14 protein-coding genes and 1 pseudogene are annotated in these 15,420 nt (G+C 62.4%); 4 read left to right on the top strand and 11 right to left on the bottom strand.

What is annotated here, in order from left to right; translation table 11 throughout:
- The 3 genes from AACV02_RS15335 to AACV02_RS15325 all read left to right on the top strand — a co-directional run.
- Positions 1–469 (top strand): isochorismatase family protein (locus AACV02_RS15335; RefSeq protein WP_119735315.1); only part of this gene is annotated, 469 nt, incomplete at its 5' end.
- A 322-nt stretch (positions 470–791) separates the two neighbouring features.
- On the top strand, positions 792–2,102 hold the full coding sequence (locus AACV02_RS15330; RefSeq protein ID WP_119735313.1) for an MFS transporter: 1,311 nt from the start codon (positions 792–794) through the stop codon (positions 2,100–2,102).
- Between the two features lie 28 nt (positions 2,103–2,130).
- Entirely contained in the window at positions 2,131–3,207 is a 1,077-nt protein-coding gene (locus tag AACV02_RS15325) for a nucleoside hydrolase (protein ID WP_119735312.1), read from the top strand.
- A 41-nt stretch (positions 3,208–3,248) separates the two neighbouring features.
- Here the strand turns inward: AACV02_RS15325 and metC are convergent, their stop codons facing one another.
- The 10 genes from metC to AACV02_RS15275 are packed head-to-tail and all read right to left on the bottom strand — an operon-like array spanning position 3,249 to position 13,729.
- A complete protein-coding gene (metC, locus tag AACV02_RS15320; RefSeq protein ID WP_119735311.1) occupies positions 3,249–5,948 on the bottom strand; it encodes a cystathionine beta-lyase in 2,700 nt (899 codons plus the stop codon).
- Between the two features lie 27 nt (positions 5,949–5,975).
- On the bottom strand, positions 5,976–6,623 hold the full coding sequence (locus tag AACV02_RS15315; RefSeq protein WP_119735310.1) for a glutathione S-transferase family protein: 648 nt from the start codon (positions 6,621–6,623) through the stop codon (positions 5,976–5,978).
- 43 nt (positions 6,624–6,666) lie between these two features.
- Positions 6,667–7,263, bottom strand: a complete 597-nt coding sequence (locus AACV02_RS15310) for a cysteine dioxygenase family protein (RefSeq protein ID WP_119735309.1) — start codon at positions 7,261–7,263, stop codon at positions 6,667–6,669.
- Positions 7,264–7,279: 16 nt separating this feature from the next.
- A complete protein-coding gene (locus AACV02_RS15305; RefSeq protein ID WP_119735308.1) occupies positions 7,280–8,104 on the bottom strand; it encodes an amino acid ABC transporter ATP-binding protein in 825 nt (274 codons plus the stop codon).
- Positions 8,091–8,774: an amino acid ABC transporter permease gene (locus tag AACV02_RS15300; RefSeq protein ID WP_119735307.1), complete on the bottom strand. Its 684-nt coding sequence runs from the start codon at positions 8,772–8,774 to the stop codon at positions 8,091–8,093. Before AACV02_RS15300 ends, AACV02_RS15305 begins: the two co-directional genes overlap by 14 nt.
- Complete coding sequence (locus AACV02_RS15295) at positions 8,764–9,489, bottom strand: amino acid ABC transporter permease (protein ID WP_106577944.1); 726 nt, start codon at positions 9,487–9,489, stop codon at positions 8,764–8,766. The genes AACV02_RS15300 and AACV02_RS15295 overlap by 11 nt, the downstream gene beginning before the upstream one ends.
- Positions 9,486–10,688: an aminotransferase class I/II-fold pyridoxal phosphate-dependent enzyme gene (locus tag AACV02_RS15290; protein ID WP_119735306.1), complete on the bottom strand. Its 1,203-nt coding sequence runs from the start codon at positions 10,686–10,688 to the stop codon at positions 9,486–9,488. Before AACV02_RS15290 ends, AACV02_RS15295 begins: the two co-directional genes overlap by 4 nt.
- A complete protein-coding gene (locus AACV02_RS15285; RefSeq protein ID WP_119735305.1) occupies positions 10,685–12,106 on the bottom strand; it encodes an FAD-binding oxidoreductase in 1,422 nt (473 codons plus the stop codon). Before AACV02_RS15285 ends, AACV02_RS15290 begins: the two co-directional genes overlap by 4 nt.
- Complete coding sequence (locus AACV02_RS15280; RefSeq protein WP_106577941.1) at positions 12,099–12,905, bottom strand: transporter substrate-binding domain-containing protein; 807 nt, start codon at positions 12,903–12,905, stop codon at positions 12,099–12,101. The genes AACV02_RS15285 and AACV02_RS15280 overlap by 8 nt, the downstream gene beginning before the upstream one ends.
- A gap of 2 nt (positions 12,906–12,907) precedes the next feature.
- Positions 12,908–13,729, bottom strand: a complete 822-nt coding sequence (locus tag AACV02_RS15275; RefSeq protein WP_119735304.1) for a transporter substrate-binding domain-containing protein — start codon at positions 13,727–13,729, stop codon at positions 12,908–12,910.
- Positions 13,730–13,973: 244 nt separating this feature from the next.
- On the opposite strand from AACV02_RS15275, the gene AACV02_RS15270 reads away from it, so the two are divergent.
- Positions 13,974–14,825 carry a LysR substrate-binding domain-containing protein gene (locus AACV02_RS15270; protein ID WP_106577939.1) on the top strand — a complete coding sequence of 284 codons (852 nt, stop codon included), beginning with the start codon at positions 13,974–13,976 and terminating at the stop codon, positions 14,823–14,825.
- 322 nt (positions 14,826–15,147) lie between these two features.
- Here AACV02_RS15270 and AACV02_RS15265 read toward each other — a convergent pair.
- Positions 15,148–15,420: pseudogene (locus AACV02_RS15265) on the bottom strand (hypothetical protein); the annotation flags it as partial.

Genomic DNA, 15,420 nt, shown 5'->3' with positions numbered 1-15,420 from the left:
CGAGTTGCTGGCCACTGCGCGCCAGCATGGGATTGCGGTGGTGCACACCAATATCCGCTACCATCGCGGCCATTTCGCCGATGGCGGCATCTGGGTCAAGAAAGCCCCGGTGATGAAAGACATGGTCGAGGGCAATCCACTGGCGGCGTTCTGCGCCGAGGTGCTGCCCCAGGACGATGAAGTGGTGATCACCAAGCAGTACGCCAGCGCCTTTTTCGGCAGCAGCCTGGCCCCGATGCTGCACGCTCAAGGCATCGACACCGTGGTACTGGCCGGCTGCTCCACCAGCGGCTGCATTCGCGCCACGGCGGTGGATGCGGTGCAACACGGGTTTCGCACCATCGTCGTGCGCGAATGCGTCGGCGACCGACACCCGGCGCCCCACGAAGCCAACCTGTTCGACATCGACAGCAAGTATGGCGACGTGGTGAGCAAGCAGGAGGCGATGAGCAAGTTCAGGGAGCAATAAGACGTTATTAAGAACTGCACCATAGAGCGCGGTCTTGAAAAAACTGAGGTATGGACTTGGAATGCATCCATCTGTAGAAGCCGATCCCTGTGGGAGCCGGGCTTGCCCGCGATGCAGGCGCTGCGGTGTATCAGTTACACCGCGCCGATGCCATCGCAGGCAAGCCAGCTCCCACACAAGCTCGCTCGCCACAGGTGAATGCCAAACCAGGGAAATCTCAGTCTTCTGACACTGCCTTTGGAAGTCGCTTTTACAGCACTCCGAAGTGCTGGAACAAAAGCGGCTGTATAAAAACCATAAGTCACCGCCAGGAGACACCCCAATGCCCATTGCGAATGCAGCGCCCGCGACCACCGTCGCCGACCCCGTCACCACGCTCTACCACAAGATCACCTGGAAGCTGATTCCGTTTCTGTGTTTCTGCTACCTGGCCGCTTACCTGGACCGCATCAACATCGGCTTCGCCAAACTGCAGATGCTCGACCAGCTGCACTTCAGCGAAACCGCGTTCGGCCTTGGCGCCGGCTTGTTTTTCGTCGGCTACATCATCTTTGAAGTGCCCAGCAACCTGGTGTTGGAACGGGTTGGCGCAAAAATCTGGATCGCGCGCATCATGATCACCTGGGGCCTGCTCTCGGCCTGTACCATGCTGGTCACCTCCACCACGCAGTTCTACATCCTGCGCTTTCTGCTCGGCGCCGCCGAAGCCGGGTTTTTGCCGGGTGTGTTGTATTACCTGACCACCTGGTTCCCGACGCATCGGCGCGGACGCATCATCGCGCTGTTCATGATCGGGCTGCCGCTGTCCAGCGTGATCGGCGGCCCGTTGTCCGGCTGGGTCATGAGCCACTTCGACAACCTGGGTGGCCTGCGCGGCTGGCAATGGCTGTTCCTGATCGAAGCGGTGCCCAGCGTTTTGCTCGGCGTGCTGACTTTCTGGGCGCTGCCCAATACTTTCCAGCAAGCCAAATGGCTGTCGGACGACGACAAGGCCCTGCTCGAAAGTGAGCTGCGCAAGGACGAAGCCGATGCCACCGGCAGCAAGCACAGCTTCCGCGACGGTTTCTTCAACCTCAAAGTGTGGATGCTCGGCGGTATCGACTTCTCGATCCTGCTCAGCGCCTACGCCATGGGGTTCTGGATGCCGACGTTCATCCGCAACGCCGGGATTACCGACACGTTCCATATCGGCATGCTGACTGCATTACCCAGCGTGGCGGCCTTGCTCGGCATGCTGTTGATCGGCGCCAGCTCCGACAAACATCGCGAACGCCGCTGGCACATTATTGTGCCGTTCCTGGTCGGTGCGGCCGCCATGGCCACCAGCACATTCTTTACCCATAACGTGGTGGCCACGGTGGTGCTGTTCGCCATCGCCTCGGCCGCGATCATCGGCGCCGTGCCGGTATTTTTCAGCCTGCCGGCAACCTTTCTCAAGGGCACCGCAGCAGCCACCGGCTTTGCCCTCGCCTGCTCGGTGGCGAACATCGCCGGCCTGGTGAGCAACTCGCTGATGGGCGTGGCCATCGACGTCACCGGCAGCAGCGCGGGCGCCTTGTGGTTTTTCGCCGGCTGCCTGATCCTCAGCAGCTTCCTGGTCATCGCCTTGCCGGCGAAACTGGTGAACCGTTAACAACAACAATTTCTGCGGATGAATCACCATGCAAGGTTTGTTTAAAAGCTGTGCACTGCTTGTTGCGGTCGGCCTGTGTGCCGGCACCGCGCACGCGGCGGAAAAAGTCATCTTCGACACCGATTTCAACGTGCTCAACGATGACGGCCAGGCCTTTATCATGCTCGCCCAGCTGCAGGCGCAAAAACGCATCGAGCTGCTGGGCATGACCCTGGTCAGCGGCAACGCCTGGGTCGACCAGGAACAGGTCGATGCCCTCAAGGCCGTGGAACGCATGGGCGTGGAAAAAGAGGTCGGCGTCTACTCCGGCGCCGCCTACCCGCTGCTGCATGACTACGCCACTTACGAGGCAGAGAAAGCGCTGTTTGGCGCGGGTTGGCCGGGCGCGTTCAAAAACCCGCGCCCGGCCTCGCCCTCGCAGTTGATCGCGCCACCGGATGGCCTGGCGACGCACACCCAACTGCGCAGCGAGACCGCCGCGCAGTTCATTGTGCAAAGCGTGCGCGCCAATCCCCATCAAGTGACGATCCTCGCCGTCGGCCCCTTGACCAATATCGCCCTGGCGATTCGCTCGGCGCCGGACATCGTGCCGCTGATCAAGCGCATCGTGTACATGGGCGGTGCGTTCCAGATCCCGGGCAACACCACACCGGCGGCGGAATTCAACTGGTGGTTCGACCCGGAGGCGGCGAAGATCGTCCTGCGCTCACCCATTGAGCACGTGATTTTCCCGAATGACGTGTGCGAGAAAGTCACCTTCGACAAGTCGGTGTACCAGCGCGTGGTTGCGCAAAAAGGCGCGATTGCCGACCTGTACAAGCACGAGTTCGGCCCGCTGTTCGACAAAGACCCCAGCTACCACAGCTTCACCTGGGACAGCTTGCCGGCGCTGTTCCTGGTCAGCCCGGACATCGTCACCGAGTCCCGCGAATTGTGGGTGGATGTGGACGCAACGTTCGGCGCCGACTACGGCCGTGCGCTGGGCTACCAGAAAGGTGCACCGGTTGGCACGCAGAAAGCCAAGGTGGTATTTGGCGTCGATCAGCAAAAGTTCTGGGACGGCTACGTCGGCCTGGTGACGCTGCCGACGCCGGTCAAGCACTGATAAAAGGGATCGCTCCCACCTTGCGTGGGAGCGATCTTCACTCAGCCTGCCAGGGCAAAGCCGCGCTGCAGATCCTCGATCAGCGCCGCCACGTCTTCCAAGCCGATATGCAAGCGCACCACCGGGTTCAAGGCCCGGTCGGTCGCGCTTTCACGGTCGCGCGTGTCTGCCACGGTGACCAGGCTTTCATAGCCGCCCCACGACGCACCCAGGCCGAACAACTGCAAGCCATCGATAAAGCGCTCAAGGTAAGCGGCGTGCGCATTCGCCAGTTCGAACGACAGCAGACCATTGCTGCCGCTGAAATCCCGACGCCACAACGCATGCCCTGGATGCTCCGCCAACGCCGGATGGAACACGCGCCTGACCTGCGGTTGCGCCTGCAACCAATGGGCAATTTCGACGCCCTGGCGCTCGTGCACATCCAGGCGCGAAGCCAGGGTGCGCGCGCCACGCAGGATCAAGTAGGCATCGTCGGCGCTGACCGCATTGCCAAAGGTGTCGCTCATTTTGCCCAACGCCGGCCAGGCAGCAGCGGTCGTGCAGACGCTGCCCATCATCACGTCGCTGTGGCCGCCCAGGTATTTGGTCAGGGCCATGATCGAGATGTCCGCGCCCAGTGCCAGCGGTCGGTACAGGTAGCCCGAGCCCCACGTATTGTCGACGGCCAACAGGATATTGCGCGGCTTACACAGCGCCGCAATCGCCGGCAAATCGCACAATTCATACAGCAAAGAACCGGGCACCTCGGCGTACACCAGCTTGGTGTTGGCTTGCAGCTGCGCTTCCAATCCCTTGCCATCGGGTGAGAAATAGCTGACGTCGATGCCAAACGGCTGGAGAAACTCGCGGGCCAGTTTGCGCACGGGCGAATACACGGCGTCGGTGATCAAGACATGATCGCCGGGGCGCAGGTAGGCCAAAAACACCTGAGCCGCTGCCGCCAGGCCAGTGCCGTAGAGCCGCGTGCGATAGCCGCCTTCCAGCTCGGTGACCAGATCCTCCAGGGCATGGGCCGTGGGATTGCCGCGCGCACCGTAGCTCAGCACACGTTCGCTGTCGCGCCGGGCACGGGCGTCGCGCATTTGCGCCAGGTTATCGAACAGCACCGTGCTCAACCGCGTGATCGGTACATTCACGGCACGGCCGCCGTGGCCTTTTTCAGTGCGCGCGGCGTGGATCAAGCGCGTGCGCACCCGCGAGGCGGGCGTCAGCGGTTTGAGGCTGGCGATCTCGGCATCGCTCATCTGCGCCAACAGGCCGATTTCCCAGGCCAGGTACTGGCGCGCGGCATCCTTGTTGCCGCTGTGACGGTCATGGGTGAAAAACAGGAAATCGATGCACTGTGCGTCGGGCAAAGTTTGCGGGCCCTCATTGACCGGTAAACCGGCCGCTGCCCAGGCCGCGAAGCCGCCGTCCAGCAGCCTTGCCGACAAGCCTTCGGCAGCAAAGGCCGCCACCGCCGGATCGTCCGCCACCAGCACCAAGGGCCGATGATCGGTTTTGAGCAACGAGCGGATCGACCACTGCGAGCCGGCAATATGCCCTTTGCGATACACCATGCTCGGGCGCAGGTCGATCAGGTTGACGTCGTTCAATGCCAGCGCCAGTGCCTGAACACTGATCAACGGCAGTGGCTCATACGCCACCGGCTGCAGCACCGGCAAGGCCAGGCCGCTGTGGATACCGCCGCTCAACACATAGGCCTCATGCCCCAGCTGGCGCAGCCAGCTGGCCACAATCGGCGCACGCACGCCGTCGCTGTCCACCAGCACAACGCGCGCCTGACGCACGCCGATGTACAGGTCGGTGGATTGGATCAACTGCCCGCCCGGCGTGTGCTGGGAACCCGGCAAGCTGCCGACGGCAAACTCTTGGGCGGTGCGCACGTCGCACAGGAACAGGCTGCGTTGCGCATCGTCCGCCCAGCCTCGAACCTGATCCGCCGAGACATCCACCACGCCGGCCCGCTCGGCCAACTGCCGCGCGGCCAGGCGCTGGCGGGTCAAGTCGCCGCTGACCTGCTCGGCATAGCGCCGGGTGCTGCCGTGCTCCAGCTGAAAGTCTTCCAGGTACCAGCCCTGGGTGCCGTTTTCCAGGGCATAGATCGGGTTTTTCAAGCCGAGGTTGATCAGCGTCTGCGCGCCGATAATGCTGCGCGTGCGTCCGGCGCAGTTGACCACAATCGGCGTGCTCTCATCCGGCACCAGATCATGCACGCGATACCCCAGCTCGCCATTCGGGCAGCAGATGGAACCGGGAATGGTCATCTTGCGGTATTCCTCGAACGGCCGCCCATCAAGCACCACCAACGGCTCGCCACGCGCCTGCCATTCGGCCAATTGCTGGGCGGTGACGTGGGGCGTGTGGCTGGCCTCTTCGACCAATTCGCCAAAGGCTTTGGACGGCACGTGCACCCCGGCAAACAGCTGCAAGCCCGCTGCTTGCCACCCCTGGGCGCCGCCTTCCAGCACCTGCACGCGGCTGTAGCCAAGCGCGTGCAACCGCGCCGCCGCGCGCGCCGCCACCTCGCCGCCGTCCTGATCGTAAATGACCAGGCGCACCTGAGGATTGGGCGCCAGGCGACGGACCTCCAGCTCCAGGCGGCTATAGGGCAAATTCACCCCGTGGAACAGGTGGGCTTCGCCGTATTGCCCGTGCTCGCGCACGTCGAACACGGCGATTTCCTGCCCGTCGAACAGCCATTGCTGCAGTTGACTAGGGGTGATGGTCTGGCTCATGGAAGTCCCAACAAAGTAAGAAAAGAGTTACTGCAACGCCAACGAACGCTCACCCGCTGCGACTTCGCGACCTTTGGCATAGGCACGCTGCACCGCTGGCCGCGCTTTGATGCGCAGGCGCCAGGCCTGGATGTGCGGGTAGTCCGCCAGGTCCTGGCCTTGGCGCAATGGTTGAATCCACGGGAAGATCGCCATGTCGGCCACCGAGTATTCACCGGCCACGAATGGCACCTCGGCCAGGCGCTGTTCCAGCACGCGGTACAGGCGCGTGGCTTCGGCATTCAGCAGGTCGAGGGCGAACGGAATCGGCGCCGGCGCCTTTTCCTTGAACACCTGCAACTGGCTCAGGTACGGGGTGATATGCCCGACTTGCCAGAACAGCCACTCCTGCACCTTTTGCCGCTCGGCAGTACCGGCCGGCGGCAGGAATTGCCCGGCGCCGTCGGCCAGGTAATTGAGGATCGCACCGGATTCGAACAGGCTCAGCGGCGCTTCAGGGCGATGATCGACAATCGCCGGGATCCGTCCGTTGGCGCTGATGCGCTGGAAGCTCGCCGTATTTTGCTCGCCTTCGCGGATGTTCACCGGCAGCAGGCGGTAGTCGAGGCCCAGTTCTTCGAGCAGGATGCCGACTTTCAGGCCGTTGCCGGTTGGCCAGTAATACAGGTCAATCATGAACACCTCTGGATGAACACCGAACAGTTGATCGGTGGCGTGCTTAGGAATAAGCCTTGATCGACGGCGCCATCTGCGAGGCGTTGTAATTGAGAATGCGCCCGTCCGCTTCCACGCCGTAACGGCCGTTCAGCGACTCCAGCGGCAAGCCGTAGAGGTGGAAGTGCAACGTCGCCTGCTCGCCTTCAACCTTGATGCCATGCAGGTCTTCACCCAGGAACGAGATCGACGTACCGGGCTGCACGATCACTTCTTTTTCCAGTGTCAACGTGGTGAACCCCGGCTCGCGGCCCTCGTCATTGCGCGCGTAGACGTAGTTGATTTCCTGGCCCTCGATGGCGCTGATGATCGCCCAGGTCTCATGGTTGTGAGGGATCGTGCTTTTGCCCGGCAACAGCGAGTTGAGGTACAGCGTCGGGGTGTCACCGTCGTCATTCAGGCGATAGCGAAACGCGGTGCTGCCCTGCCCTGGCACCGGCGCGGGGAATTCGTCAAAGTTGAACAGGTCGCGGCGCTCGGCCAGGGTTTCCAGCAGGCCGACGATTTCCACCAGGGCCGCACGGTCTACGCCGCGCTGATTGATGACGCGGATGTGCTGCAAGAACGCTTCGATAACGCCAGCACGGTTTTCGCTACTCATGACGGTTTTCCTCTTATCAGACGGACAGGCTGTAACGGCTCAAATTGGTCAACAGGTACGGGTCGTGGGCGATGGGGCCACGGCGCCCCGAATCGCCCAGGGCATGGCGCAGGAACGTCTGGGTGCGTACGCTGGCCGGGCTCTGGAAGATCTGTGCAGCGCTGCCGTGCTCGACAATCACGCCGTTTTCGGTGAAGTACACGTGGTCGCTGATTTCTTCGGCGAAGCGCATTTCGTGGGTGACAAGCACACAGGTCATGCCCTCTTCGGTCAGCTCGCGGATCACCGTCAACACTTCGCCGACGGTTTCCGGGTCGAGTGCCGAGGTCACTTCATCGAACAGGATCAACTCCGGGCGCATCGCCAGGGCGCGGGCAATTGCCACGCGCTGCTGTTGACCGCCGGACAACTGGCCGGGATAGGCGTCGGCCTTGTGTTCCATGCGCACCTTGGCCAGCAACGCTCGCGCATCTTTTTCGGCGTCGGCGCGGCTGCGGCCCAGCACTTTGCGCGGGGCGATCACCAGGTTCTGCAGCACCGATAAATGCGGGAACAGGTTGTATTGCTGGAACACAAAGCCAACGCGCTTGCGCAACTCGATGCGCTGAGCTTCATGGGCCAAGGTATCGACGCGGGTTTCACCCACGCGAATGGTCCCACGCTGCGGCTGCAACAACCCGGTGATGCAACGCAGGATCGTCGACTTGCCCGAGCCCGACGGGCCGATGATCGACACGGCCTGGCCGCGATGCACCTCCAGGTCGATGCCCTTGAGCACCGCATTACTGCCGAACGACAGGTGCATATCCCGCAGGCTCACCAGGGGTTCAATAGAAGGCATAACGGCGCTCCAGGTGTTGGGTCAGGCGGGAAATCGGGTAGCAATAGGCAAAAAACAGCACCAGCAGGCTCAGGTAGATCACCACGGTAAAGCCGGTCAGGTTCACGGTGTTGCTGGCGATCTGCGCGGTGTCGATCACGTCATGCACGCCCACCAGTGAGGCCAGCGCAGTGCCCATGGTCACCACGGCGTAGAGGTTCATCCAGGGCGGCAACATGCGCTTGAAACACTGCGGCAGGATGATCGAGCGAAACAGCTGGCCACGGGTAAACGCCAGCGACCGCGCCGCTTCCCATTGCGTGCTGGGGATCGAACTGATGGCCCCCCGGAAGATCTCCGCCACGTTGGCACTCGCCGGCAAAGCCAGGCCGATGGTGACCTTGACCCAGTCGGGGAACGACACATAACTGCTGCCGATATGAATCTCGAACGGAAACACGTAGGTGGTGAAGTAGATCAGCACCAGCCAGGGCGCATTGCGAAACACCTGCACCCACAGCCGCGCGACAAACCCCAGCGGCGATAACGCCAACGCGCCGATCAACAGGCCAAGCGCCGAGCCGATGGCAATCGCCAACAGGCTGATCAGGATGTTCTGACCAAAACCTGCCACCAGCGCCGGTGACCACTGCCACAAGGCCGACAGCACCGGAAATGATTCAATGGCCATAGCCGGGCATCCTCAGGCGCGCTTCCAGCCAGCGCCCCACACAATTGACGGTAAAACTCAGCAGGCCGAAGAAGCTCAGGATCAGGATCATCAGTTCCAGCACGTTGTCGCTCTGGGTCCAGATCATGATTGCGGCGTAGGTGATGTCGCCCACGGCAATGGCCGACGCCACAGCGGTCATCTTCACCAGGTCGATCAGATTGTTGATCAGCGACGGCAGGGCAAAGCGCAGTGCCAGTGGCAACTGCACATTCCACAACAGTTGGCGTCTGTTGAAGGCCAGGGAACTGGCGGCTTCCAGGGTGACTGCGGGCACTGCTTCGATGCCGGCGCGCAAGGCCTCGGCATGGAACGCGCCCTTGTGCAGGGAGATCACAATCACCACCCACGCGAACGGGGTCAGCGGGTTGGCCGCGCCTACCGCCTGGGTCAGCAACATGTTCAACACCAGAAACGCACAGTACAACTGCACCAGCGTTGGCGTGTTACGCGTGACTTCGACAAACACCCGCGCCGGCCTGGCCAGCCAAGGGTTGCCCGAGGTGAGCATGGCCGCCAGGCTGATGCCCGCCAGCAGGCTGCCGATGATCGTGAACAGGCACAGCCAGCCGGTGGTCAGCGCGCCCTGGACCAGCGTGCCGCGCTGGTAGGCGTCCAGCAGGAAGTTGTAGTTCAGGCCAAAGCCGGCAGCCCAATGGACAAACGCCTCCATCATCGCAACTGCCTGCAGGCCGCCGCGATGCGCCGCCCCGCCTCTGCGACATGCTCGGTGGCGGTGGCGATGGACAAGCGAAACCACGGCGACAAGCCGTAGGCACTGCCCGCCACACCGGCCACGCCCTCTTCGAGCAGCCAGGCGACCACATCGCCGTCGTTTTCGATGCGCTGGCCGTCCGGCCGATGACAACCCAGCAGTCCGGCGCAGCGCACGAACACGAAAAAGCCGCCCTGGGGTTCGAGCACGTCCAGGCCTGCAACGGTTTTCAGCGCTGCAACCAGCGTATCCCGACGCAATTGATAGGCCGCGACCTGCTCGGCGAGGAAATCCAGCCCGCCGTTATAGGCCGCCAATGCCGCCGCCTGCCCCACCGATGAAGCGCCGGAAGTGGATTGCGATTGCACCACCGCCATCGCGTCAGTCAGGGTTGTTGGCCCCGCGCCAAAGCCGATCCGCCAGCCAGTCATGGCGTAGGTCTTGGACACACCGCCCACCAGCAGGCAGCGGTCCTGCAAGTCCGGTGCGAGGTTCAACAAGCTCTGGGCCGGGCGACCATCGAAACGGATGTGCTCGTACAGCTCATCCAGCAAGATCAGCACGTGGGGATGGCGACGCAGCACCGCGGCCAACGCGTGTAATTCAGTTTCGCTGTACACCGCACCGCTGGGGTTGCCCGGGCCATTGAGAATCAGCCAGCGCGTGCGTTCAGTGATGTGCTGTTGCAACTGCGCCGGCAGCAACTTGCAGCCCTGCTCCAGCCCGCACTCGATGAACACCGGCACGCCGCCGTTGAAACGCACGCTGTCCGGGAATGACGGCCAATACGGCGTCGGCACCAGCACTTCATCGCCGTCATCCAGGGTGGCGGCGAAGGCATTGAAGATGATTTGCTTGGCGCCGTTGGCGATCACGATGGACGCCAGCGGGTAGTCCAGGTGGTTTTCTTCGGCGAGCTTGCGCTGCACCGCAACGCGCAAGGCCTTCACGCCTGGCGTTGGCGTGTACTTGGTCGCGCCGGCGGCGATCGCGGCATAAGCGGCCTGTTTGATGTGCTCAGGCGTATCAAAATCCGGCTCGCCGGTGGTGAGATCGAGGATATCGCGGCCTGCATCACGCAATTCGGTGGCGCGGGATTTGGCGGCCGCGTTGGCCGACAGCGACACGCGCTGCACGCGTTTGGACAAGCGTACGGTCATGGCTGCACCTCAAGGACTTTGCCGGGGTTGAGCAGGTTATGCGGGTCCAGCGCCTGCTTGATGCGGCGCATCAGGTCCAGCTCTACCGGGCTTTTGTAGCGCCCCAGCATGCCGACCTTGCGCTGGCCGATGCCGTGCTCGGCGCTGATCGAGCCGCCATGGGCATGGGCGCTGTCATGCACCAGCGCGCTCAATTGGGCGTAATGCGCCATGTGTGCGTCTACCGTCGAACCCAGCGGATGCGCCACGTTGTAATGCAGGTTGCCATCGCCCAGGTGGCCGAAGGTGAAGTTGCGCACGCCCGGAAAATGCTGCTGCAGCAACGCATCGGTGTGCGCGACGAATGCCACCACTTGGGAAATCGGCACCGAGATATCGTGCTTCATGTTGCGCCCGGCACGCTTTTGCGCCTCGCTCATGTTCTCGCGCAACAGCCACAGCGCCTCGCTTTGCGCCAGGCTTTCGGCGATCAGGGCATCGCTGATCAGTTGCTGTTCGAAGGCATCGCCCAGCACGTGCTCGAAGGCTTCCCGCGCGTGCGCTTCGCCCTGATTATCAGAGAGCTCAATCAAGGCAAACCAGGGTTGGCGTGCTGCTTTGAACGGCTGCGGGCCGTCCGGAAACTGCTCGCGCAACACTGCCAGGCAATCGGCGGACAGCAGTTCGAAGGCCGTCAGGTTGGCGCCAAACCCGGCACGCGCATGGGACAGGAACGCCACCGCCTGCGCCAACTGGTCAAACGCCAACAGCGCCGTGGCCTGGGCCTTGGGCAGCGGGAACAGCTTCAAGGTCGCGGCGGTGATAATTCCCAGCGTGCCTTCGCTGCCGATGTACAAGTCGCGCAGGTCGTAGCCGGTGTTGTCCTTGCGCAAACCGCGCAGGCCATGCCAGATCTCACCTTCGGCGGTCACCACTTCCAGGCCCAGGGTCAGCTCGCGGGTGTTGCCGTAACGCAGCACTGCGGTGCCACCGGCGTTGGTGCCCAGGTTGCCGCCGATGGTGCAACTGCCCTCGGCGCCCAGGCTCAACGGGAACAGGCGATCGGCCTCGCGGGCCACCGCCTGGATGTTTTGCAGGATGCAGCCGGCTTCCACGGTGAGCGTGTCGTTGTCGGTGTCGACCTGGCGCACGCGGTTCATGCGGTCGAGCAACAGCAGCACCGAACGCCCGCTGGCGTCCGGCGTGGCGCCGGCCATCAGGCCGGTGTTGCCGCCTTGCACCACCACAGGCACCTGCAACGCCACGCAGGCGCGCACCACCGCGGCCACCTCGTCGGTGTTGGCCGGGTGCACCGCCGCGACCACCTGACCGGTGTAGCGGCCCTGCTTGTCGGTCAGGTACTGGGCCGCTTCAGCACTGGTTTGTACATGGCCGGCGCCGAGCAGTTGTTGCAAGGTGGCGAATAGCGTTTCACTCATGGCTGTACTGCTCGTGCAGGTCACGCAGAGCCTGGGACGGCGCCATGCCGGTGCGCTCGCCGAGGGCGATCAGGAAGCCGGTTTTATGCCAGTCGCGCACGATGGCATCAAGCTTGGCCTGGGTGTCATGTTCGCCCTTGCGAATCCAGATCACCGACTTGGACGGAATCAGGTCGCCCGGCAGCGGAATTTCATAGCCGTCCCACTCGGCATCGCTGAGCAGCGCATGCATGGTCGGGCTGACGTGCACCGCCGCCACGCAACCATTGCCGCGCAACGACAGCAGCGATTCGGACTGGCTGCGGAACGCCTTGATCTGCGCGCCGTAGGTCTCCTGCAGCGGCTTGATGAAGTTACTGCCCTGGGACACGCACACCGGCTTGTCCTTCAGGTCAGCCCATTGCTTGATGCCCGCACCTTTGCGAATCAACGCCGCGCCGCCGACTTCTTCGTACGGGGTGGGCACGTAGTCGAGGATCTCGGCGCGCTCTTCGGTGAACTGCATGTTAGCGATCAGGATGTCGACCTTGCCTTGTTGCAGGAACTGCACACGGTTGGGCGCCAGCACCGAGACGGTCTTGGTCTCGACACCCAGCGCTTGGCCGATGCCTTTGGCCAGTTCGACGTTGTAACCCAGGTGTTCGCCGGTCTTGGGGTCGAGGGTGCCGAACGGCGGGCCGCTGAGGATCACGCCGACGCTGATGGCATGGCGTTGCTGGATTTTGTCGAGGGTGGCATCGGCGTGGACGAGGCCGGCGCACAGGGTCAGGCCGAGTGCTGTGAGGGTTTTAAACCGCATGCTCAGGCGCCCTTGAACTGTTGTTGAAGTTCTACCAGCGCCGGCGATGCCGGGCTGATGTGGTTGCGGGTCTGCGCCTCGATCAGCCAGCCGCTGCGGTGCAGCTGCTTGACGATCGGGTCGAGTTTGGCCTGGGTGTCGCCTTCGCCGCGACGGGTCCAGATCACCGATGGCGCCGGGTTAAGCTCAGGGCCGATGGTGCGGTAATCCTTCCATTCGGCGCTGTCGTTGATCAGCGGGTTGATCAGCGTGGAGTCATGCACCGCCGCCACACAGTTGTTGCCGCGCAGGGCCAGCAGCGATTCCGACGAGCTCTTGAACGCCTTGATCTGTGCGCCGAACTCGGTCAGCGGCTTGACGTAGCTGCTGCCTTGGGAGGTGCACGCCGGCTGGCCCTTGAGGTCTTCCCAGCGGGTGATCGCGCTGTCTTTAAGCACCGCCGCGGTGCCGCCGATGCGGTAGAACGGCGTCGGCACAAAGCCCAGGATTTCACCGCGCTCGGCGGTCCACTCCATGTTGGCGATCAGCAGGTCAACCTTGCCTTGCTGCAGGAATTGCACGCGGTTGGCGGGCAGCACCGGCACCAGTTGCACCTGGGCGTTGAGCTGACGGCCCAATTCGTTGGCCAGGTCGACGTTCAGGCCCTTGGGCTGTTGCGTGGCAGGATCAATGCTGCCAAACGGCCCGCCGGACAACAGCACGCCAACCACCAGCACATGGCGCTGCTCGATTTTGTCCAGCGTGGCATCGGCCTGGGCCGCGACACTGGCGCCCAGGGCGATCATCGATCCCAGGGCCACCGGCAACCACTTCTTGAACATCATTGGACTTCCCCCTGGCTAATGATCGGCGTACCCCGACCTGATGGAGGGGCATGCTAGGGAGACTGGGGTAGCAACGGAAATTCAAATATCTCATATCGTTATAACTCGCCGTGTAAGGGCGACCTTTGATTCAGGCATAACCCTTGATTTGTTGGCCCTTGTAAAAATCCGCTTCAACAACACATTAAAATCTGTAATGTTTAAGTTCATACCCTTGATGTAAAACTGCCTTTGGAAATGGCCTATGTCGACACTCGACCTGGAGTTGCTGCGTACCTTTATCGCCGTGGTTGACCACCACAGCTTCGCCGGAGCCGGCACGTATCTGGCGCGTACCCAGTCGTCCGTGACTCAGCATATGCAGCGCCTGGAACAGCAGGTGGGCGTGAGCCTGTTTGAAAAGCGCGGGCGGCAGAAGCAGCTGACCGAGCCGGGTATGCAGCTGCTGCGGCATGCGCGGCAGATGCTCTCGCTCAATGACGATGCGTTGAATTCGCTGCGTGAAAGCAGCTTGAGTGGCGTGTTGCGCATTGGTTCGCCGCATGACATCGCTGACACGATCCTGCCGCCGATCCTCAGCCACATCGCCCGCTCGGCACCGCGCCTGCGTTTGGAGATTGATGTGGGGCGTAGTCCGTTTTTGATGGATGACTTGCATCGGGGCAAGGTGGACATGGTGATTTCCACGCGTTCAGATCCGAATCTGGAGGGGTTTGCGTTGCGGACTTCGCCGGTGTGGTGGATTTGTTCGGCGCAGTACATTCACCAGCCGAGTGAACCGTTGCCGTTGATTCTGGTGGATGAGCCGAGTATTTATCGGCGGTATGCGCTGGAGGCGCTGGAGCGGGCGAACATTGCGTGGCGGCAGGCGTATCTGGCGTCGAATTTGATTGGGATCAAGGCGGCGACCCGCGCGGGGTTGGGGGTGACGCCGCGCAGCATGGAGATGTTGGGGCCGGACATGCGGGTGCTGGGGGAGACGGATGGGTTGCCGCGCTTGCCTGAGGTTACGTACTACTTGTGGATTCGGCCGAATACGGCGAATCCGATTGCGCGTAAGGCTTATGATTTGATTCGGGGGAGTCAGGGGTTGTAGTGGTTGGGGTGGGTATATCCGTTATTTGAGTAACGGCCGCTATGGGTTCCGCTCTTACAGCGGGTCACTTTGGAAAAGCCCCAAAGTAACCAAAGGGCTCTTGCCCCACCACTCGGCACCTCGCTTAGGCTCGGTGTGCCCGAACGAAGGCTTGAATCCGTGGGCCGCCGTGACGGGCCATCCATGGCCCAACACGGCTAACCCGGCGTCCTGCCGGGTTACCCACGGATTCAAACCTGCGTTCGGCCAGCGTGGTTTAACGGGGCGCCTAAGATCAAGATCAAGATCTACAGCACGGCGGCCTAGTAGCCGACCTGAGTGGTTAGATCAAAAGCGAAGGCGAGGCGGCCTGATAGCCGACCTGATCTTGGAAGCTGAACTCAATCAAATGTGGGAGCTGGCTTGCCTGCGATGGCATCGACTGGGTGTGCCTGATAGACCGAGTTGTCTGCATCGCAGGCAAGCCAGCTCCCACAGAAAAGCAAAAGCAGAGCGGTGCAGTGCTGGCGGCTGCACTCGCTCCCACATTTGGATTTCTGTGAATCAGATAGATGGGTGTCGTTTGCACTCGGTCAAAGGTGGGAGCTGGCTTGCC

The sequence above is a fragment of the Pseudomonas sp. Larv2_ips genome, assembly GCF_963879675.1.
GTDB lineage: Bacteria > Pseudomonadota > Gammaproteobacteria > Pseudomonadales > Pseudomonadaceae > Aquipseudomonas.
The sequence above is the reverse complement of the archived record's forward strand: the minus strand, read 5'-3'. Positions and strand labels throughout refer to the sequence as shown.

Coding starts and splice junctions, on each gene's coding strand:
- AACV02_RS15300 (WP_119735307.1), bottom strand. CDS start 8,774: ATGGCCATTGAATCATTTCCGGTGCTGTCGGCCTTGTGGCAGTGGTCA.
- AACV02_RS15285 (WP_119735305.1), bottom strand. CDS start 12,106: ATGAGTGAAACGCTATTCGCCACCTTGCAACAACTGCTCGGCGCCGGC.
- AACV02_RS15270 (WP_106577939.1), top strand. CDS start 13,974: ATGTCGACACTCGACCTGGAGTTGCTGCGTACCTTTATCGCCGTGGTT.
- AACV02_RS15305 (WP_119735308.1), bottom strand. CDS start 8,104: ATGCCTTCTATTGAACCCCTGGTGAGCCTGCGGGATATGCACCTGTCG.
- AACV02_RS15330 (WP_119735313.1), top strand. CDS start 792: ATGCCCATTGCGAATGCAGCGCCCGCGACCACCGTCGCCGACCCCGTC.
- metC (WP_119735311.1), bottom strand. CDS start 5,948: ATGAGCCAGACCATCACCCCTAGTCAACTGCAGCAATGGCTGTTCGAC.
- AACV02_RS15295 (WP_106577944.1), bottom strand. CDS start 9,489: ATGATGGAGGCGTTTGTCCATTGGGCTGCCGGCTTTGGCCTGAACTAC.
- AACV02_RS15315 (WP_119735310.1), bottom strand. CDS start 6,623: ATGATTGACCTGTATTACTGGCCAACCGGCAACGGCCTGAAAGTCGGC.
- AACV02_RS15275 (WP_119735304.1), bottom strand. CDS start 13,729: ATGATGTTCAAGAAGTGGTTGCCGGTGGCCCTGGGATCGATGATCGCC.
- AACV02_RS15290 (WP_119735306.1), bottom strand. CDS start 10,688: ATGACCGTACGCTTGTCCAAACGCGTGCAGCGCGTGTCGCTGTCGGCC.
- AACV02_RS15325 (WP_119735312.1), top strand. CDS start 2,131: ATGCAAGGTTTGTTTAAAAGCTGTGCACTGCTTGTTGCGGTCGGCCTG.
- AACV02_RS15280 (WP_106577941.1), bottom strand. CDS start 12,905: ATGCGGTTTAAAACCCTCACAGCACTCGGCCTGACCCTGTGCGCCGGC.
- AACV02_RS15310 (WP_119735309.1), bottom strand. CDS start 7,263: ATGAGTAGCGAAAACCGTGCTGGCGTTATCGAAGCGTTCTTGCAGCAC.